Origin of the sequence: Mucilaginibacter sp. KACC 22063 (assembly GCF_028736115.1) — a bacterium.
GTDB lineage: Bacteria > Bacteroidota > Bacteroidia > Sphingobacteriales > Sphingobacteriaceae > Mucilaginibacter.
Genome location: NZ_CP117877.1, coordinates 2,408,155 through 2,430,054, shown reverse-complemented (window position 1 = coordinate 2,430,054; position 21,900 = coordinate 2,408,155). Strand labels below are relative to the sequence as shown.

At 41.3% G+C, this 21,900-nt stretch carries 13 protein-coding genes and 1 tRNA gene; 5 read left to right on the top strand and 9 right to left on the bottom strand.

All coding sequences use genetic code 11. The annotated features are described in order from the left end of the window. Positions 1 to 13 precede the first annotated feature (13 nt). Both PQ461_RS10300 and PQ461_RS10295 read left to right on the top strand, forming a co-directional pair. Positions 14 to 2,143, top strand: coding sequence for an OmpA family protein (locus PQ461_RS10300; RefSeq protein ID WP_274205411.1), 2,130 nt, complete (start codon positions 14 to 16; stop codon positions 2,141 to 2,143). 154 nt (positions 2,144 to 2,297) lie between these two features. After that, a tRNA-Gly gene (locus PQ461_RS10295) sits at positions 2,298 to 2,370 on the top strand. A 66-nt stretch (positions 2,371 to 2,436) separates the two neighbouring features. On the opposite strand, the gene PQ461_RS10290 is transcribed toward PQ461_RS10295, so the two are convergent. After that, positions 2,437 to 4,869 carry an ABC transporter permease gene (locus PQ461_RS10290; protein ID WP_274205410.1) on the bottom strand — a complete coding sequence of 811 codons (2,433 nt, stop codon included), beginning with the start codon at positions 4,867 to 4,869 and terminating at the stop codon, positions 2,437 to 2,439. A 454-nt stretch (positions 4,870 to 5,323) separates the two neighbouring features. Between PQ461_RS10290 and PQ461_RS10285 the strand changes: the two genes are divergently transcribed. Together PQ461_RS10285 and PQ461_RS10280 are read left to right on the top strand one after the other, a co-directional pair. Then, a complete protein-coding gene (locus tag PQ461_RS10285; protein ID WP_274205409.1) occupies positions 5,324 to 5,857 on the top strand; it encodes a hypothetical protein in 534 nt (177 codons plus the stop codon). A gap of 111 nt (positions 5,858 to 5,968) precedes the next feature. After that, positions 5,969 to 7,891, top strand: a complete 1,923-nt coding sequence (locus PQ461_RS10280; RefSeq protein WP_274205408.1) for a tetratricopeptide repeat-containing sensor histidine kinase — start codon at positions 5,969 to 5,971, stop codon at positions 7,889 to 7,891. A gap of 144 nt (positions 7,892 to 8,035) precedes the next feature. Here PQ461_RS10280 and PQ461_RS10275 read toward each other — a convergent pair whose 3' ends face one another. From PQ461_RS10275 to PQ461_RS10250, 6 genes are all read right to left on the bottom strand, one after another. Further along, positions 8,036 to 9,070, bottom strand: a complete 1,035-nt coding sequence (locus PQ461_RS10275) for a metallophosphoesterase (protein WP_274205407.1) — start codon at positions 9,068 to 9,070, stop codon at positions 8,036 to 8,038. A gap of 126 nt (positions 9,071 to 9,196) precedes the next feature. Beyond that, complete coding sequence (locus PQ461_RS10270; protein ID WP_274205406.1) at positions 9,197 to 10,651, bottom strand: TolC family protein; 1,455 nt, start codon at positions 10,649 to 10,651, stop codon at positions 9,197 to 9,199. Between the two features lie 24 nt (positions 10,652 to 10,675). Continuing rightward, a complete protein-coding gene (locus PQ461_RS10265) occupies positions 10,676 to 12,052 on the bottom strand; it encodes an HlyD family secretion protein (RefSeq protein ID WP_274205405.1) in 1,377 nt (458 codons plus the stop codon). Next, positions 12,045 to 13,049, bottom strand: coding sequence for an ABC transporter transmembrane domain-containing protein (locus PQ461_RS10260; RefSeq protein ID WP_274205404.1), 1,005 nt, complete (start codon positions 13,047 to 13,049; stop codon positions 12,045 to 12,047). Before PQ461_RS10260 ends, PQ461_RS10265 begins: the two co-directional genes overlap by 8 nt. Before the next feature lie 295 nt (positions 13,050 to 13,344). Next, positions 13,345 to 13,554 (bottom strand): hypothetical protein, encoded by a 210-nt coding sequence (locus PQ461_RS10255; RefSeq protein ID WP_274205403.1) that lies wholly within the window; start codon positions 13,552 to 13,554, stop codon positions 13,345 to 13,347. A 201-nt stretch (positions 13,555 to 13,755) separates the two neighbouring features. Beyond that, positions 13,756 to 16,524: a DUF5695 domain-containing protein gene (locus PQ461_RS10250; RefSeq protein ID WP_274205402.1), complete on the bottom strand. Its 2,769-nt coding sequence runs from the start codon at positions 16,522 to 16,524 to the stop codon at positions 13,756 to 13,758. Between the two features lie 185 nt (positions 16,525 to 16,709). On the opposite strand from PQ461_RS10250, the gene PQ461_RS10245 reads away from it, so the two are divergent. Next, positions 16,710 to 18,485 carry an aminopeptidase P family protein gene (locus tag PQ461_RS10245; RefSeq protein WP_274205401.1) on the top strand — a complete coding sequence of 592 codons (1,776 nt, stop codon included), beginning with the start codon at positions 16,710 to 16,712 and terminating at the stop codon, positions 18,483 to 18,485. Between the two features lie 19 nt (positions 18,486 to 18,504). On the opposite strand, the gene PQ461_RS10240 is transcribed toward PQ461_RS10245, so the two are convergent. Together PQ461_RS10240 and PQ461_RS10235 are read right to left on the bottom strand one after the other, a co-directional pair. After that, the gene (locus PQ461_RS10240; RefSeq protein WP_274205400.1) at positions 18,505 to 19,923 is read right to left on the bottom strand and encodes an APC family permease; all 1,419 of its coding nucleotides are present in this window, start codon (positions 19,921 to 19,923) and stop codon (positions 18,505 to 18,507) included. A 20-nt stretch (positions 19,924 to 19,943) separates the two neighbouring features. Next, complete coding sequence (locus tag PQ461_RS10235) at positions 19,944 to 21,719, bottom strand: DUF885 family protein (protein ID WP_274205399.1); 1,776 nt, start codon at positions 21,717 to 21,719, stop codon at positions 19,944 to 19,946. Positions 21,720 to 21,900: the final 181 nt, after the last annotated feature.

The following is a 21,900-nucleotide window of genomic DNA, read 5'->3' as shown; positions in this document are numbered from 1 at the left end:
GATAATAATTTCTTTGTTGCCGCTTTTTTCATCAGCGCAAAAAAAGAAAACAGATGATAAGCTTAAAGCTGCCCGCACAGAATATGAATCTTTAAGGTTTGTATCTGCCATACGTTTGCTGCAGCCCGAACTGAAAAATCACCCGGATAATGTGCAGGCACAGGAACTGATTGCCAACAGTTACCGTTTGATTAAGGACTACGATGATGCTCTTTTGTGGTATGCCCGCTTAACTAAGAATACACCTTTAAAACCCGAATGGGCATTGTACTACGCCGAAGCTTTAGCTAACAACAGGCAATACCCGCAGGCCGATGAATGGTACCAAACCTATATGAAGATGGCTGAAAAAGACAGCCGCGGTAAGAATTTAACTAAGTTCTATGTAGACATCGACAACTTCCTGAAGAATAAAAATGAGTGGGATATCTCTTTCTTAAATATCAATACCCCTGCATCAGAGTACTCACCCGTTTATTACCAGAAAGGCCTTTTGTTTGCCAGCAACCGCAAAGTTGGCGGTGCATTTAAAACAGTTTTCGGTTGGGATGAAACCCCCTTCAGCGATTTGTATTATGTAAAAGATCTGCACGATATTAAATCATTGGACGTTGAGAAATTAAGGAACATATCATCTCGTTACGCAACTGGTAAAAAGCATAAAGCTTACAGAATAAACGATGATGATACCGCCCCTACCAGTAACGATTCGCGTACGGTGGGTAACTATAATCCCCGGTTCTTTATAGACACCTTTGGCTTTAATAAATCAGAACGCCTGGAACCTAAGCTGCTTGAGGGTGAAATCAACACTAAATATCATGAGGGTTCAGCGGCTATATTGCCAAACGGCTCTATTATTTTCACACGCAACAATTATTACAAAGCTGCCTACCACAAAAGCCGCGACGGTATAAACAAACTTAAAATGTTTACAGCCATTGCGCCGGAATATAAAGACATTCAGCCTTTCCCTTATAACAACGACGAATACTCTGTTGGGCATCCGGCATTAAACAACGGCGGTACCGTCATGATATTTGCATCGGACATGCCAGGTGGTTATGGTGGTACAGACCTGTATTATACCAAACGCCCAAGCGTAAATATGGCGTGGGAAAAGCCGGTAAATATGGGGCCTATCGTAAATACACCCGGCGACGAGTTGTTCCCTACCCTTTACGATAACAAAACGCTTTACTTTTCATCAAACGGGCTGCCTGGCTTAGGCGGACTGGATATTTTTAAAGTAGCTGTTGACGATTGGACACCATTGCAAACGCCTGTTAACCTGGGCACGCCTATTAACTCGTCTGTTGATGATTTTGGATTGATCCGCAGTCCTGATGGTACCAAAGGTTATTTTACCAGCAACCGCGAGGGCAGCGACGATATTTATAGTGTAAACCACCTCGACATCCAGATCAAACTGCATGGAACAGTATTAGATTCTGTAACCAACGAAGTAGTTTGCTACAACTATATCAATGTTAGCCCGACAGCGACACAGGCGCCAAACTCAGACATGCTTTGCGATTTTGACTACCTGATTAACAGCGATGTAAACTACCAGATAAGCGTCACCAACGACGGATACAGCACGGTCCGTAAAATCATCAGCACCAAAGGCATTTACCATGATACTACTATTAACGTGGTACTCAAGATCAGGCAGCTTGATCCGCTTTATACGCAACACAATCCAAATTTTAACTGCGATGCGGTTAAACGGCAGTTCACCATTAACAGGATTTATTGGGACTTAGATAAATCGGTTGTACGCGATGATGCCAAGCCGGAAATGAGCAAGATCATAAAGCTGATGAAGGCGCATCCTGATCTGAAACTGGTATTGGCCAGCTATTGCGACAGCCGCGAATCAAAGGCTTATAATATGGCCTTATCTTCAAGGCGTTCTGCATCGGCGAAAGAATACTTGGTTAACCAGGGCATAGATGCTTCAAGATTATTTACAGAACACTTTGGCGAGAATAACCTGATTACAAACTGCCCAGACGGCGTAAACTGTTCTGAAGCTGAGCACCAGGTAAACCGACGTACAGAGTTCTTTTTAATTAAAGGTGGCAAAAAAATAGTGAATATGAATTGCGCTACACTTGAGCAACTGTTATCAAATTATTAAAGATTATAATTTTTATCAGCTCAAAATCAGGCAGGTAAACGCATAGGATGGCAAAAGTTGAAAAACATTTTTAAGAATACCTGAAGATTTATATCTTTGCCCGCATAAAGCCTTGATGCTAAACACATCGGGGCTTTGTTATCAAAACAACCCTGCGAAAGTAGCTCAGTTGGTAGAGCACGACCTTGCCAAGGTCGGGGTCGCGAGTTCGAATCTCGTCTTTCGCTCATCAATAAAAATGCCCTTATACGAAAGTATCAAGGGCGTTTTTATTGATAGTAAAATGTACTTTCTTATTCGCTTCTTAAACTGTTAACCGGGTTAGCAAGTGCTGCTTTTAAAGCCTGAAAGCTGACTGTTGATAAGGCAATGATAATAGCAGACATCGCAGCAATTAAGAATGACCAGCCACTGATAGACACCCGGTAAGCAAACCCTTGCAACCACTGGTGCATGGCTATCCATGCAATTGGACTCGCCAAAACAATTGCAACGAGCACAAGCTTAATAAAATCCATTGATAATAATGCCGTTACATTGGCAACAGAGGCTCCAAGAACTTTACGGATACCAATTTCTTTATTTCGCTGTTCTGCAGCATAGGTTATTAATCCAAACAAGCCCAAACAAGCAATTAAGATAGTTAATAAAGCAAACGTAACAAACAGCTTGCCTGTACGCTGCTCTGATTGATATAATTTATTAAAATCTTCGTCGAGAAAAGAAAACAAGAACGGCTGACCGGCCATATTGCTGTCCATTGCATGGTATTTATTTTCGATCTGCGTCATAACTGAATGGATATCTTTGGACTGTATGCGAAATATAAAACTATCGCCATATTTAGTTAGCCTGAAAACCATCGGCAATGTTTTATCACGAAGCGAACCTGCATTAAAATCTTTAACAACCCCTATGATTTGATGTGAAAAAGCATGACGTTGCTGATCGAGATCAAATAATTTTTCCTGAAGTGGATTTCTTAATCCTAATTCACGTGCAGCTGTCTCGTTAATCAATATAGCATTTGAATCGGTTGCCATCTCCGGAGAAAAATTTCTTCCTGATGCCATCTTTATTCCCAAGGCATTAATATAATCAGCATCAACAGACCAATCTACCAGCACAGACAAGTTTGCCGCATTCATGGTCGCATCTTTAGAAAGCGCATTGGTATTCCACTGATTAGCTGATTCAGTAGGCAAGGTACCGGCACGCGCCCCTGCTGTTACTCCCGGTATCTTTAGTACTTCATTTTTAAATGCCTGTGCATGGTCACCTAATGCATAAGCGTTTTTAAGTACAACAACATGCTCTCTGTTATAACCCAAATCCTTATTATGGATATATTGAAGCTGGCTATAAATAATCAGTGTACATACAATTAAAACTATTGCCGCTGTAAACTGAAAAACAACAAGGATATTTCTTAGCCAGCTACCTTTAAATCCTGTAGAAAGCCGCCCTTTTAAAACCTGTATCGGTTCAAATGCAGATAAATAGAAGGCTGGATATATGCCTGCTAAAAAACCAATAACAACGGTAACCAATACAACTGCAATCAATAATTTAATGTTAGTTACAAAGCCAAAAGTAATGGCTTTACCGGCAATTTGGTTAAAGTAAGGCAGGCACAGCATTGTTATTACCAAGGCGATAGTTAATGCGATTAAACTGGTTATGATAGATTCTGTCAGAAACTGTGTGATCAGGTTTTTACGATCCGAACCTAAAACTTTTCGTATGCCAACCTCTTTTGAACGCCCTGCCGAGCGTGCTGTAGACAGGTTGGTAAAATTAACACATGCAATGGCTATAATGATTATCCCTATTAAAATAAACATATATACATAGCGTACATCGCCTGATGGCTCTGCTTCATTGGTAACATTAGAGTGCAGGTGGATTTCTGTTAAAGGAATTGATTTGTATTTAAAATAATCCCCTTTTTTCTCAAGATCTGCAAATGAACTATGCACGGTGCTCATTACCTGGGGTTCAGCATATTTTGCGGCAATGGTTCGCAAAAAACTATCCAGGTTTTGTCGCGTCACACCCGGTCGCACAAGTACATAGGTAGAATACATGTTGTTAAGCCAAAAATCCGACCGGCTTTGCGCTTGACTGACTACTGATCTTATTGAATTAAAATGTAAGTGTGATGCCGCAGGCATATCTTCTATTACACCGGTAATTTTATAATACTCCGAATTGTTTACTTTAAGTGTTTTTCCTATTACATCAGTTGAATTAAAGTATTTACGTGCCATTGAGGCAGAAACAACCATCGTATTGGGTTGCGCTAATGCTGTTTTGGTATCACCGGCAATCAGAGGTAATGAAAAAACATTAAATATATTAGCGTCTGCAAAAAAAGAACCAGGCTCAATAAAAGTTTCTGTACCTTTTAAAACAAGCATATTATCTCCGCCGCCAATGCGGGTGGCTTGCTCAATTTGAGGGTAATCTTTCATCAGCTTATCAGCCAGTGGAGCCGGTGTACTGCGCGATGGTGTACCGCTGCCATTAACTTTTATTTCAGTATTAACTCTGTATATGCGGTCAGCATTTTCATTATAACGATCATAACTTAATTCATCAATAACAAATAAGCTGATCATCAGGCATATCGATAACCCGATGGCAAGTCCTAAAACATTAATGGCAAAATAGCCCTTATGCCTCAGCATATTTCTAAATGCAATTTTTAAAAAGTTCTTAATCATGATAAATGCTTTAATGCTGTATTAGATTAATATAAAACGCATTCCAAAAACGCAAGTATTTAATTTTTAAATAGATATAAAAAACAGCTTATTGAATCATTGTATCACAAACGAACACCATGCGTACGCTTGTGTATCATCAATAATTGTTCAAACTTATTTATTTATCTCATATCTGTCGTAAGCAACAAAGTACAAAACCCTGATTAAACGTTTTCCGTTTAACAGATTTTCGTACTTTTATAAACCATGCGTTACTTTCTTGCCCTGATTATTCTCTACTCGTTCAATGCGTTTGCACAGCGGCCGGCTACACAACTTGCCCGTTTACAGCATGCATCTGATGTCGAAAGGATAAAAAATACTTAAATAATAGAACGATCAATACATTTGTACACAGTACAACTTTGAAATACAAAGTACTTTTTAATATATTTATATTTAATTAAAAATTATGAAACTTTGGCAACGGATATTAGTAGTCTGGGGTGGCTTTTCACTGATAGCCATTATGGTATTTACAGGCTATATGATTTATTCTATGACTGTAGGTGACACTGTAGAAATTGACCAGGCAACCGTATCCGATGTTAGATTTGTTTTGAATTGGTGCGGCCTTGGAGAGCAAAGGATTGAAAGGGTCATGCATAGCTATTCCACCCCTACGTCACTAACAGGAGATCATTTGACGGAATACTCAATCAAAATCAATCATGTAACTAAAGAAGAGCTGGAAAATGCGAATGTTATAAGAGGCAAATGGTATCGTGGTGATAAGCTTCCCCAAGTCCTCGATGAGGCAGTTAGTTTTATAGCCAGATCGCAAGGTGAAACGACTTGGTTTCCCAAAGAAAAAAATATAAAAACACAAGATTACTATATATACTCTTGTATTATAGGATATGTTGGCTTAAATCCTAATTCCGCACAACTTATTTTTATAAATCTAAAAGATAAGATGGTTTATTATGCGGATGAAAAGATCTAAAAAGGTATTAATCTTTATGCCCATTGATATTTAATTACAAATAACAGAGATGCAAATCATAACCCTGATTAAACGTTTTCCGTTTAACAGATTTTCGTACTTTTATAAACCATGCGTTACTTTCTTGCCCTAATTATTCTCTGCTCGTTTAATGCGTTTGCACAGCGGCCGGCTACACAACTTGCTCGTTTACAGCATGCGCCTGATGCAGAAAAGATAAAACTATATTTAAACATCAGTAAAGCTTACATGCAGGATCAACCCGATTCTGCTGTTCACTATGCTAATCTTGGCGTTAAGCTGTCTGAACAGAAAAACGACCGAGAGAGTCTCGCCGCCTTTCTGGAACAATTAGGTCTTGTTAACGCTTTGCATAACCATAAAGAACTGGCACGAAGCTTTTTCAACGAGGCATTGAATATTTTTCGGCGCCTGCATGATGTATCGGGTATAGCACGTACCTACGACCAGCTTGGCGTGTTGGACAAGGACGAGAAAGACATTGGCCGCGCCATGCAATACTACCGCGATACGCGCGACAGTAGCGGCGTTATTGCATCATACGAGGCTATGGGCAAACTCAACGAAGAGAAGGGAAATTTTGATAAAGCGATCAGTTATTATTCGCGCGCTCTTGCCCAATATGAAAACCGCAAGAAAGAGCCGGAAGCTTATTTTCAGTTACTGGAAAACATCGGTCAGCTGTATCTGAAAAAAGGTGATACTAAAACTGCGATGCATTACCTTGAAGAGGGCATCAGTAAAAGCAGGCGGCAGGCATCGCGCGATACCGAGGTGCATTTGTTAAATACCGATGGTAAGGCGCTCGAGCAGGCTCATGACGAAAACAAAGCCTTAAATACCTATAAGCAAGCTTTAAGCGAAGCCAAAAAATATCACGAAGCTGACGAGCAGGCCGAAGCGCTGATCAGCATTGCCGGTATTTTGAAAAAGCAGGATGCAGCTACCAGTATATCAGATTTAAAACAAGCGCTCAGCATTGCCGAGAACCTCAAAGAGCCAAAATTACAGGCACGCATTTTTGCCGCGTTGGCCGGTGTGTATCGCCAGCAAAAAAACTACAACGAAGCCATAGCCGCTCTGGAAGAACAGCACCGCCTTGTAGATAGCCTGCTCAATGCAGATACAGTAAAAGACATTGCCGCCCTGGATAGCAGCTATGCGTTGGAAAGCTCACGCGAAAAGGTGGGTACACTGGAAAAAGTCAATCGCATTGAAGGGCGTGAGTTGCTATTCGGCATTATTGCCTTAATAGCCGTTATAATTGCACTAATACTATTGTGGGTATACCTGCGAAAGGTCAAAAAGCTGAACGAAGAGCTACGCGCATCAAACCAGGTAAAGGATACATTATTTTCAGTGATCGGCCATGACCTGAAAGGTCCTGCCGGCAGTGCAGCACAGCTTTTTGAAATGATGGAAACTGAAGACTTTACCGAGGCTGAAATGAAGGGCATGATAGCCGAATTGCGCAAGCAAACCACGGCCTCATTAGAATTACTGAAAGCCTTGTTTGAATGGGGCAAAGCGCAGCTGCAAGGCATTAAAGTAAATCCTACTGACTTTAGCGCCAAGCCGGTGGTGGAACGTTCAATAACTTTACTATCGCAACAGGCGGCGCAAAAGCATATTGATATCCGCGACAATATACCCAACTATGTTGCACTTAAAGCAGATGCCGATCATTTTGAATTCATCATTCGTAACTTAATATCAAATGCCATCAAATTTAGCTACCAGGGAGGTGCTATTGAAATAGATGCACAAATGCCGGCCAAGAAAAAAGAGATTATTTTTTCGGTTAAAGATACTGGCATAGGTATAAGCAAAGATCAGCAATCGGTGTTTTTAACCAGCAACCTTAAAGTAAACTTCGGTACTAATAAAGAAAAAGGCAGCGGACTGGGTTTAATGTTAACCAAAGATTTTGTTAAAGCCAATAATGGCCGTATCTGGCTGGAAAGCGAAGAAGGAAACGGTACCACATTTTATATTGCTATGCCGTCTGCTTAGTGCTGCTTCTTTTTAAGGTAAGCACCGCAATTTCAGGCCATATACCTATCCTTCCCTTTAAGCCCAGAAAACCGAAGCCCCGGTTTACATACAAGTATTTGCCTGCCTGATTGTAAAGGCCGGCCCATTGCTTGTAAACATATTTTATCGGGCTCCACTTAAGCCAAACAGCTCTATACCGAATTGCATACCATGCGTATGGCCTGAAAGGGTTAAATGCACATGCTGATCGTGATCTAAAACCACTTCGTCCCAGTGCGAAGGATCATGCGACATTAATATTTTGAAGGAGTTGGCAGGGATACTTGCCGTTGCTTTTCTCAAATCACCGTATTTGTGAAACCCACCTTTGCCCCAGTTTTCTACACCTATAAGCGCGATGCTTTGACCTTCTTTACTGATGGTAACCGTCTCGTTCAGCAAAAGCTTAAAGCCCATTTCACCATGTACAGCTTTCAGTCGTTTCAGGTTAGCTTCTTTAGCCGAAATACTCTCCCATTTAATGTAATCACCATAATCATGGTTACCCAATACCGAGTACTTACCGTAAGGCGCCTCTAACTTTTTGAATAAAGGTGTCCAAGGGTCCATTTCTGTAGCCATGTTGTTGACCAGATCGCCTGTAAATAAGAGCAAATCGCTTTTTTGAGCGTTCACCAGGTCAATGCCCTTTTTTACACCTTTAGCATCATCAAAACTGCCAGAATGTATATCTGATAACTGTGTAATGGTAAATCCATCAAACACCTGTGGAAGATCAGGGAAATAGATCGTTTCCCGCCTTACCCTGTAAAAATGCTTACCACGGGTTAAGCCAAAAAGAATAACCAGGAAGATGATACCTGCAAATGCAAGCGTAGCCTCGCTCACATAAATGCTTCTGGGTGGAAAGCCACTAAACATTCTGACTACATCTTCAGCTAATAATATCGGTGCAGAAAACAGTTTGGGTATAAATATAAGCAGCATTGCTGCCATTAGTACTGCAATTAAACGTTGCACATTATTACCTGCCCTGCGCACAAATACAATAGATACAATACCTGTAATAAGCAGTATATCAATAAGCCAGTAACTGAAATTAAGCAGTGAGTTTTGAGTAAGAGTAGTAACAGCCTGGTAAAAATAAATATCGCCCACCAGGAAGAGCAGTAGTATTAGAGGGAGCCTTTTTGCCATATAAATAACGAACGCGTTTCAAAGGTAGACGAACGCCGGGCAAAAACATTTTAAATCTTTCTAAATATTTCCAGCTCGTTTTAAAATCAAAAAGGCCAAGTATATTTCAACCTGGCCCTTAAGTCATTATAGCTGTTGCCTGCTACCCGCTTTGTAATATAATGCGGCGAGTGATTTTTCATAACCGGCAATCATACTTTCCAGTTTAATTCGCATATCAATCAGCTTTGTTTCGCGGCTGTTGATCAGGAACAGGGTACTTTCTCCCAGTTCAAACTTTTGCATTTCGCCTTTAAGCAGTGCTTCCTGGTTTTTTACGCTTTGCGCCTGCACGTTTATCTGTGCCTCATAAGCAGTAAGGTCGTTGTAAGCAGAAAGGACATCGTTTTTAATCTCCCTGCCAGACTGCTGAATGTCATAATCCAACTGTTGTTGCTTCAGCTTTACTTCCCTTAGCTTACCTCGTTCTGAACGCAAGAACAAGGGGAACACAAAATCAAGCCCCACTTTGTAATTGCTCCAGTTGTAATCATAATAACCTGGAACGTAAGAATCGAAGCTGCGGCGCTTAGATAACAGCGTACCCGATACGTTGATCTTGGGTTTCAGCATCTCCTGGCGGTAACTGCGTTCTACCGCTAACTGGCTGCCTTTAGTACGTAACTTTACTAACTCCGGATGTTGGTTGGCTGCCTTTTGTACCAAAGTATCAAGTACCATACGGCTTGGCTTTTCAATGTTTACGCCAACCATCTGTGGTATAGCGTCAGCAGGTAATTCAAGCGGGCTACCCTCTTCATTCCATAAGTGATTTGATAATAACAGCCTTGCGTTTTGCAACTCCACCTTGTTTTTATCCAGTTGCACAATACGCTCCTGCACGGTGATGTAAGCCTCAACAGAATCAATCGAAGCTTTATCGCCTAATTTTGTCTGTGTATTTACTGCTTTAAAACGGCGCTCGGCCAGCTCCACCCCTTCCTGTGAAAGTACCAACTGGCGATAAGCATAATACCATGCCCAATAATCCTTAACAATTTCATACCAGGTGCCGTTCACTTGTTTTACCTGCTCGGCTTCGGCATATTGCACCATAATTTTAGCCTGACGAAGCGTGTTCCGCCTGGAGTCGATAATTAAACCCTGACCTAATGGTATACTGATACCTACCCCCGTTAATCCGTCTAAACTGGTACGGGTTTCAGGATTAGTATAGGTACCCACATTACGGTCGTAGCCTACTTTTAAGTCTGCGCCTGCTAACCATAGCGGCACTTTAAGCTCGCTATCCCAGTGGTTATAATATTCTGTATTGCCGAACATTTTGCTACCGAAACTGGCTTTCAGCGCCGGATCAAAATAACCCAGCGATTGTAATACGTTAGCTTTGGCTGTTTGTGTAAATAACGCGGCCTGTTTTATAATGGGATGATACCTGAATACCATCATCCTTAAATCTTCGAGTGAAAAAACTTTTGTGGTATCAGCAGTTGGCTTGTTTTGTGCCCACGCTACTGCAAAGTTGAGCAGCATCACCAGCAACAAGCCAATTTGCTTAACCTTTATATGTGGTCTATACATGAATTGCTTATTTAAATGATCAGATCAACCTTTTTTATCTTTACCATCGGTATTTTCTTTTGCCGGCTCTTTTTCAAGACTTGGCGGGAAACCGTTCAGCTGTCGCCATATCTCGTACCATACCGGTACCGAGCGTAAAATGATGCGGCCATACACTCCAGACCCCTGGCGTAACTGTGCTGGCCATGGTTCATCTTTTGACGGAACAGGTAATGCTTGTTTTACCAATATCCTGTACTTGCCACCACTGCTGCTTACGCGGTCAATGGAAAATATTTTACCGGCAAAGGTACCTACCGCTACTGACGGCCAACCAGCAAACTGTATAGACGGCCAGCCCTCAAATTGTAGCCTTACATCACTGGTATCTAAGATCAACGGAACATCCATTGCTCTTACATAAAGTTCGGCAGCTACCATAGGCATTTTAGGTTGAAGGGTAGCAATAGATTCGCCCTCCTTAATATTCTCACCTATACCGGCTTTCAGGGTCTTAACAACATAACCGCTCTGTGGCGCACGTACAATGTATAAGCCTCTGCGTATATCCACATTTGATATATCATTGCGCAGTTTTGCTATCTCACCTTGTACACTGGCCCTGCTGGATACTGCCGAGCTTAGGTCTGATTGTGTTTTGGCAAGTGATTCCTGGTATTTAGCCCTAATGTTGTCTAACTCAATACGAGCGTTTAAAAGATTCTGACGCGAGTTGTTCAGCTTATTTTGCTGGCTAATCACCTTGGCATAATCTTCCTGCAACTTCAGTCTGCGCGATTCGATATCTGTTAAAGAGAACAACCCATTCTTGTAACCAGCCTCGTAACGGTCTAACCGCGCCTTACTTACGTCATAAAACTTTTGAACAGCCGTCAGATCGGCCTTATCAATATCAACATAGTTTTCAGCCTGCTTTACCTTATTCTCGGCAGACGTAAGCTGAAATTTTAGCCCTTTATTTAAAGCTGCAATCTGTGCATTGGTTGCTTCTATTTTTGCAAGGGCAGCTTTTTCGCTTCCTTGCTTTGCATTTAGCTGTTCCTTTAAACGCTCGGGTAATTGCGGGTCAAAATATGACTGACTGGTTTCGGAAATAACCAGGATGGTATCCCCTTTTTTAACTTCCTGTCCTTCGCGTACTGCCCAGCGCTCTATGCGGCCGCCAATTTGATTTTGTACGGTCTGCGGCCTGTCTTGCGGGCGCAACGCAGTAACTGTTCCCCGCCCGGGGATGGTTTGCCGCCACGGTAAAAACAATATGATCACGATGATGACCAATAACACGATCAGCAACCTGCCTAATGTACGAGGTCCTTTAGCAGGTAAAACTGTAGCAGACGACTGGGTAAACATTTGTTCCCAGTTATCGATTTGCTCTAAAGCAGGTGATTTCTTAGCCATGTTGTACCTTCCCTTCTTCAATATCCAGATCGGTAACCACAGATAATTTTTCGCTACCGGTTACCATATCAAATACAGTGTTCATGTTGGTCATTAATTTTTCAATTGCATAGGTGATCTGCACCACAATTACCTCGGCTGCCACAAACTGGCCGAAAGACATTTGGCGCTCAACTACGAAATAAGATCCCAGTAATAATAAACCGCCCATCAGTAGAGTACGAATGACAATGGCGCTGGCAAAAAACCGCTTTAAAACAGTGAAATGATCATTACGTGCTTGTAAGTAGTTCGCGGTAATCTCGTCGGTTTTTGCAAGTACTTGCTTACGCTTTTCATCGTCCCCACGGTAGCTCTCCAGGTCTGATGCTACGTTTTCGAGGTAGGCTACTACTTCATATTTGTATTCAGATTCCTCAATGCTGGTATCAACACCACGTTTAAAGTATAGCGCTATAATAACTATGATAGCCAGTGTAACCAGTATACCAAAAGCAATAAAAAACGGATGATAAAAAGAAAGCAGTATGGCACTGAAAAAGATCTGTACCGCTGCAGCTATAATATCCACCAACAATTTGGTGAGCCCCTTTTGAATGGTAAGTACATCAAAAAACCGGTTAACCAGTTCCGGTGGATTTTCGCCCTCCAAAGCCTGTTTTTTAATTAGCGGCAGGCGGTATGCAAATTCCATAGCTACTTTGGCAAATATCCTCTGCTCTACCACTTCAACCAAGGATAGCTGTGCTACCAGGAAAAATCCGCCAACCAGTATACCAATAAGTATGGCAGCTATTAATATGTATGTTGAGCTATATAACGCCCCATTCGAAAGCAAGTTGAAAACTGCGGTAGTACCCAAAGGCAGGGTAAGGCCAATGAGACCTATTAAAATAGCGTATATAAAAATGTAATTAATTGTTGAACGCTCATAGTGAAGCATACGCAACAGCTTTTGCCATGGCGTGAGCAAGGTTGTTTGGTGATGATTTCTCATTTTAGTTAGTGAAGTAAATCGCCTAAACGACTATTAATTATTAAGACTGATTTTTATTTATAGATAAATTATATAACTATATATAACATTAAAAATCAACTATTTAAAGCAAACTCAACAATTCAGCAATGTAACGCAGTACACCATAAATTGTTTATGTAAATGCAATTAAATTGCATTAAGAATTGAAGCTTTTAAGTGCGGTGGATCACTACTTAGGCACAGCATTAATGCTATATCCTAATATCATTATAAAAAATTGAAATGAAAAACCACCAGACTTAATGCTAAAAAATTAGCGTTGATCCGGAGGCGGTGTAGGTACTGCCACAAGATGATCAGGGCAGTAAATGGGATGTGTAAACAAAGATTGATGATCAACATAACTGAAACCGGTTACCGTTGCATGTTGCATTTCATGTAGAAACTCTTTATCAAGAAAGTTTTTAAGCTTAGACAGTTCCTTTTCAGATTCGTCTTTATCGTTTTTGCTTTCCTTTTCCATCTGGATGTCGTCCGGGTTATGGACGTTTGCAAAAACTGGAGAAACAGAGATGAACGTCTTGACCAGCAAGACAGCAATAAATAAAAAAGATCTCAGCAGTCTAAATTTCGGAGCGTTCATCTAAGTGCAAAAGTAGCTTATGCGAACCTTAATAACAAATACAGTGCCTGTTTTTAACAAAACAGGCACAATTTTAGGCAATTAATTAGAGGTAGCTACAACTGTAGTTGTTGATGATTTGCTAAGTTTTACAGCATATAGTTTCCGCTGATTTAAACTATATCCTTTTAGTATATATTTTTTAGCAGAAGGTAAATTTTGCTCAATTTTTACATAGGCAACTGGGGTATATGCATCTGCATTTTCAAGTATAAGAGTAACAGCACCTGTGCGGATATTATATTTTGCATCCTTTATTTCACCTGCATTTAGCGTGATCCATAAACCAGCTGGTGCAATAAACAGACTTGATTTGGCAGCAGTGGTTACTTTTGTGTTCACTTCGTCGCCAGATTTGGTAAGGTTTCCACCGAATGCAAGCCAGCCCAGGTTAGCATCATTTAAAATATAAGTGGCTGTGTTCATGGCATAGCCAAAAAAGTTAGGGCCATAATCGCCAGACAAGCCATCAGGTTTAAGGGTTGATGGGAACGAGTGGAAAGCAGCCGAACCGAAACCATCCTGGTTAATGTTAGAGATAGCACCCATTGTACCACCATAACCTACTCTTAACATATATAGATCTTTAGGATGCGTACGATAATCCATAAGCATCGGTATAGCATTTATACCAGAGCCATAATGGTGCAGCTGGCGTTCAATCCTTGATAGTTTTCCCCCATATAAAAAGTCCCAGTAGCGGCGTGCAGAACCATTGTAGCCCCAATGCGGTATAGTAGGCATGTATCCTAATATGGCATTGATGGTTACATCTGCTTTATCGTTGTACCCAAAGTATTTAGACCATACGTAAACCTCTTCCTGTCCGGTTGAATCCCACGGCATTTCACTGCCGAAAGGATATTGCAGGGTACTCCAGTGTAAGGCTCTCTTTTTCATTTCAGCTTCTAACAGCTGTGCTTGTTTAGTCCAGCCTTCTGCCTTCAGGTCATTTAGTATCATATAAAATACAGTACCCTCCATCTGACCGAACTGTACATAATACGGTGCCAGCTTAACCATGCCCATAGCCGTACCATAAGCATTGGTTAAATAAAACTGCCAGTCTTTCTCTGTAACCAAACCAACATGGTTGCGCGCTAAACGATATAATACCCAATGAGCAGCAGCCACATGCGGATAATTATAAGAACGACCAATATCATTAGCAGCCTTATGGTTCCATGCAGCCCATGTGTTATAGTTTATGCTTTTATCATAAGTACCCGGTGGCAGTGAATCAGGCTGATAATAAAACATACTTTTTTTAACGCCATATTTATCAGGGCCGCTATTATGTTGCAATCCGCCCCAAATCGTATGATTCACAAACAATTGCAGCTTATTAACTTCGGTTTTATCCGGCTCTACAAACTCCTTCATCATGGCACCCAGCCAACTGCCTGCTCCGCCCTCGTCACTTAATCCGGAAATCCATACACGGCCATCCTGTGTTACCTGCGCATGTTTTTCATAATCATACGTAATTACAGAATGGTTACGTCCAAAAGGATCTTTGTCGTTTTCGTACCATTGCTCGTTAGTTAAAAACCTGCCAAAATCTTTTACTAAAGTAGCTTCCGGTTTTACTACTTTATAATTGATAGTTTGAACAATGCCATCATCATAAGTGATGGTGAGCCTTGCCCTGCCCCATGTAATACCTTTTACACTATAAGTTTGAACGCCCGGCTTAACATCTGCTAATTTCTGAACCTGTAATGATTTAGCAGGTTCTGCGTTAATAGATTTAACCTCATGCCCATATCTTAAAAATAAGCGGGCATCAACATCCTGCGGAAGCACATAGCCTGGTACACCTACAGCAACCGGCCTTTTATAAGCGGCAAGTGTATTCTCGATGTTCTTGATACTATTAGATAGTATAAAGCTTAAACCTACTGTGTAAGTCTCATTTGGTTTTATGATATGCGATGTTGGCAAATTCCACGGTTCGGCGGCTTTCCACTCCTTACCGGCAGATGCCTTGCTGTGCACCATCCATTCGTAAAAACCTTCAAAAGTAATACCGCGTGGTGTACGATCATCCAATAATGGATTGTAAGCTTCAAATGGTGTATGTCCCGACGGTATAACAATTAATGCGGGTCCATGACCGCTTAAGCGTGTTACCTGCAAATAACCGGCATCTTCACCAATATATGGATCATAGAACACGTTAGTGGCATGAGCAGCTTCCAGCGTTTTACCTTCCATAATGTTATTAAAAATCACAGGCATGCCCAGGTCGCCAATCTCCACATCTTCTTTACTGGTATTTGTTATCCTGAACTGCATCGTTAATATACCTTTGTCTATTAACCAATAGCGCTTAACATCAACCGGGATACTCGCAGGAAGTGTATTTGTAAGATCAGCAACGGCAAGCACGTTACCTGTAGCCGGTAAAGCAACAATCGCTTTTCTTTTAGCGGCTGTAGAATAACGGGTCCATGTGGTATCACCGGCTCTTTTGATTCTCAGATTAATATCTCCGAGATGGTAAAGGCTGTCACTGCTCCTCACCTTTAAACGTTCGCCGGGAGTAAAATCAAAATTAGGTTCACTGTCAGGCGATAGTGCAGCAACAGTTTGCGAAGCTTTAGCAAGCTTGAGTGTAAATTTGCCGCCATGCAAAGTTTGGGTGCCGTTTTCCAAACCTAAGGTTGATGGGCGCTTCTCCAGTTTTTCCCACGGGGACTGCGCGCTAACACCGTTTGGAACAATTGTGATAAGCACAAAGGCAGCCCCCATTAAAAGAGCCAACTGATGATTAAACTTTTTACTTATGGTTTGCCGTTTGTGTTTCATACAATTATTCAAGTTAAAATGACTAAATTATACATATCTGCATGTTGATTATTGCCTTATGTTGGCATGATGTAGCAATATTTTAATCAATGGTAATATCTGAGCAATTTTTAAATGCAACAGGTTAAAATCAGCGATAGCAAATGCGGGTATAAATTTACATTTGCAACAGAAGCTTTTATATTATGACTTACAAAGAAAAACTGGCTGCCATAAGGGAACTGATGCGCCAGAACGGCATCGATGCCTATATTATCCCCTCTGCTGATCCGCATATCAGCGAATACGTCCCCGATCATTACAAATGCCTGCACTTTGCTTCAGGGTTTACAGGTTCTGCCGGGACAATTGTAATTACGCACGATTTTGCCGGTTTGTGGACAGACTTCAGGTATTTTGTACAAGCAACAGAGCAATTAGAAGGCACTGGTTATGATCTTGTGAAACTTAAAGTACAACACTCACCTGAATATATTGCGTGGTTATATAGCAAGTTAAATAATGGTGCTGTGGTAGCCTGCAATCAAAAACTGCTATCTGCCTATTTAGGAGATCTGATAACCGAAGAATTGAGTGATAAAGATATTAAGCTAAAAGATTATGACCTTTTAGCGCCGGTTTGGGAAAACCGCCCAGCACTACCTGAAAATCCTGCATTTTTGATTGATGCCCAATTTACCGGCGAAACTGTAAGCAGCAAATTAGCAAGATTACGAGAAGCTTTAAAATCTTACAAAGCAGATAGCACTCTGATCTCGTCTTTAGATGATATCGCATGGCTGCTGAACATTCGTGGAGGCGATGTAAGCTACAACCCTGTAGTGCTTAGCTTTGTAATTGTTGATCACGAAAAGGCATCGTTATTCATTGAAAACGGCAAGTTGAATGATACAGATTTGAGTAAGCTTGCCAATGAAAGCGTACAGGTTTTTGCATACAATGAGATTGAAAATGCAATTAGTGAAATACCGGCTGAACATACTGTATTTATAGATCCTAAACGTAATTGCTACGCTTTGTACAAATTGCTGAAGACTACCAGCATTGTAAAAAACATCAATCCTACTACACATTTTAAAGCGGTAAAAAACGCAACAGAAGTTGAGCACATGCGTACAGCCATGGTGAAAGACGGCGTTGCCATGACACGTTTTATGAAATGGATTGAGGAAAACTTAGGCAAAACACATATTACCGAGCTTTCAGCTTCAAAGCAACTGGCTGATTTTAGGGCTGAACAGGATGGCTTTGCAGGCGTAAGTTTTAACACCATAGGCGGCTACAATGCTCATGGTGCTTTGCCTCACTATGCAGCTACGACTGAGTCTGATAGCGAAATTGTAGCAGATGGCTTGTTCTTGGTAGATTCTGGCGGCCAATATCATTATGGCACTACAGACATAACCAGGATGGTGCCGCTTGGTAACAATACCGAAGAGCACAAACAGGATTATACCCTGGTTTTAAAAGCGATGATTGAAGGCAGTGCCACGATTTATCCAAAAGGCACAAGAGGTTACCAGATTGATGCCATATGCCGCAAACCATTGTGGGATTATGCCATTAATTACGGGCATGGTACCGGCCACGGCATTGGATTTTACCTTAACGTACACGAAGGTCCGCAGGTGCTTAACCCAACAAGTGTAGAAATTTCGCTTGAAACAGGTATGATCACCTCTATTGAACCGGGTATTTACCGCCCCGGCAAGCATGGTGTACGTATAGAAAACCTGGTGCTAACTATCGCACAAACCGAAAACGAATTCGGTGAATTCTATGCCTTTGAAACTTTGACCTTAGCTTTAATAGATACTACATTAATCAAAAAGGAGCTGTTGGAAAGCCGCCACATTGCCTGGTTAAACAACTATCATCAGCAAGTGGTAGAAAAACTTACCCCGCACCTTACAGCAGAAGAAAGCGCCTGGCTTAAAGAAAAAGCCAAGCCTATCATCTAATCCTGTTAAAAGCCTGATACTATGAAGCGGCGTCAGTTGTGTGTTTGCTTCTTAGTATCAGGTAATATACCGGTATACCCAAAAGCGTGATCAGCAGACCCGGCCAGGTATAAGTTGGCTTGTAAACGATCAGCAAAAGACAAAAAGACAGCCCCATTACAATGTAAACTATTGGCAAAACTGGATATCCGAATGCTTTATATGGTCGTTCTGCTTCTGGCATTTTCTTTCTCAGTATAAATATACCTGCAATTGTAAGCATGTAAAATACAACCACCACAAAGGAGATCATATCCAGCAGGTCGCCGTATTTACCGCTTAAGCACCATAAAGAAGCCAATAGGCATTGTATCCATAAACCGTAACCAGGCACTGCTTTTTTATTAAGATCACCAGCCTTCTTAAAAAATAGATTGTCTTTGGCCATTGAATAATAAACCCTTGCGCCAGCCATAATAAGGCCATTGTTACAACCAAAGGTGGACACCATAATCAGCAATGCTATAATTAATGTGCCAGAACCGCCGAAAATATGCTGTGAAGCAGTTACACCTACCCGGTCTTTTTCTGAAGCGGCAATATCATGCAGCGAAAGCACGGATAAGTACATCATATTGGTAACAATGTAAATAACTGTTACAATCAGCGTACCCAGCGCCAGGCTCAAACCGATATTCTTTTTAGGATTTTTAATCTCGCCTGCAATAAAAGTAACATTATTCCACGAGTCGCTGCTGAAAATGGATCCCACCATAGCCGAAGCTATGGCACCAAGCGCAGCAATAGTTGTGTATGATGCGATACTGCCATCCTTGTTAAGCTTATGCAGGTTCCAGCCATCTGTCCAGTTCGCATGCCAGATCTCAGGCTTAAATGCAATAAAACCAAAAATGATAAGCCCGGTAAGGCTTAATAACTTGGCAGAGGTAAAAATAGTCTGGACTATTTTGCCGCTGTTTACACCTAAACTATTGATAAACGTAAGCAGTATAATAATGCAAATTGCCAGTAATTGTGCCGGTGATATGGTAAAAAACTTTAGATTGATGGCTATAGCATCTTCGCTAAATTGCGGAATGATGTAGGCTGTAAATTTTGCAAATGCCACTCCCACCGCTGCTATAGTAGCCGTTTGTATTACTGTAAAAAAACTCCAGCCGTACAGAAAACCGACTAACGGATTATAGGCTTGTTTAAGATATACATACTGTCCGCCTGCCTTCGGAAACATGGCGCTTAACTCTCCGTAACTTAAGGCTGCGGTAAGGGTCATAAAACCGGTGATCAGCCATACAAAAATCAACCATCCCGCACTGCCGGTATTGCGCGTTATATCTGCGCTTACAATAAATATTCCCGACCCGATCATGCTGCCCGCTACCAGCATGGTTGCATCAATGAGTTTTAACGAGGGTACGAATGAGTCTTTATTAGCCATTTTTGTTTATTGAGCGGATTTTATTTGTTTTTGGAATTTTTACTGCCGAAATCATAAAATCGCCAGCTGGTCGTAAAATCAGGGCTAAGGTTTTGATTGGTTAATGTAGCCCTTACCATTTCAATCGGGATCAAGTTTTCTTTTATTACTGCGTCGTTGTATTCCTTCAATGTCATCTTTCCACTATCTACCAGCTCTTTTTTCAGGCCCCATAACTGCAGCCCGCCTGTTAAGTAGGCTACCTGGTAAAGCGGACTGTACCCACCTGCAAATGACCGCCTCACCTCTCCTTCAGCATTTGCTTTTTCGTGCCCTACACGGTCAACCAGGAAATCAATACATTGCTGTGGTGTCCAGTTGCCTAAATGATAATTGAGAGAGAATATAATACGTGCGCAACGGTGCATCCGCCAGAAAAGCATACCAATACGTTCTTCCGGTGTTTTGGCATAGCCTTTATCATATAGTAGCAGTTCCCAATACAATGCCCAGCCCTCAATAGCAAAAGGTGTTTCAAAACTACCGCGATAGGGTTTATAACGGCTATTCATAAAGTACTGCAGGTTATGGCCCGGTATCAACTCGTGCGGAACAGTGCCTCGCGAAAAGTACGGGTTGTTACCGCGCATGCTCATCAACCTGTCCTGCTCGCTCATGGTATTGGTGGGATACGATATACTGATTTCCCTGCCACCTGTAAAGAAGGGATTAACCAACTGTCTTTGCGGGGTCATCATGATCATTCCCCAGGTTTCTTCGGCCAGCGGCGGCACGGTGATCATGTCATTAGCTTTAATAAAGCTGATGGCATCATTATATAGTTTTAAAATAAGCTCTGGCTGGTGCCCGGCCGGAACGTAACTGTTTTTAACCTTTTCAAGTGCCGCTTTCCAGTTAGTACCATAGCCCATTTCTGCCGAAGCTTTCAGCATTTCCTTATCGCACCAGGCAAACTCCTTGTTGGCTAAAGCAATCAGTTCTTCCGGCGTGTAAGGGATCATCTCGGCCTGTAACTGCCTGATGAGTTCATCACGGCCTATAGGTACACCTTTAATGCCGCTGCTGTCAGGTTTTTGAGTGGTAATTACTTTGCTTTTGCTTTTAATAGCTGCGGCATACACCGTTAGTGTAGTATCCAGTTGTTGGTATGGCTTAGGTACCCACCAGGTAAACATCGGATCATACCCGTCATAAAAATCAAATACATTTTTAAGCCTCGACTTTAAGCCCGTCACAGCTGCTTCGCTCATATTTGCTAACGGCTGTTCTACATATTCAACCTTTTTAATGGCATCTGCAGATTTTTTTACTTCTTTGGTAATCGCATTCAGTTGACCTGCGACTTCCTGGCCATCCAAATACCCCCCGCGTCTGCGTTTTGCCTCAAGTTGATAAATTGTTTCTGCAAAAGGGATATACTTCGTGGTCTTTTGGTAGGTCTCTTCTTCCTTATTTAACGCTCCTATATTGAAATTGATCTCTTTTTTAAGCAAGATATAATCTACCTTACCATAAATGCTCATGCTGTTAAAATCTGTTTTCTTTAATTTTTCCAGATAATCATTTTCAATTTCAATTAAACGATTCCTTTCCTCGGGCGAATTAAGTACAGGGGCTTTCCATTGTTCTTCACCATTTTTATTCAGCTTATACGGGGTATAAAAATCTTTAATGGCATCAATATCCTGCTGATGTTGTATAACAAGACCCGAAACTTCGCTGGCTTGTTCATAAATTGCCTTGTCATTGGTCTGCGCGTTAGAGTTTTGCCCGGTTAGCAGTAACAAAACAATCATCAAACAGAGCAATGCTCTTAAAAATCGGAAATATTGCATAGGTATCATCAAATAGTTAATCAGGGAAAAAAGGGACAGCTATTGTCTATGTGTATTTCATAAAAATAGCGGTAGTGTTGTACCGCTATTTATTGGATTTTACCCTGTATTAATAATTTTTTAACACCTTGCTATAAATGTT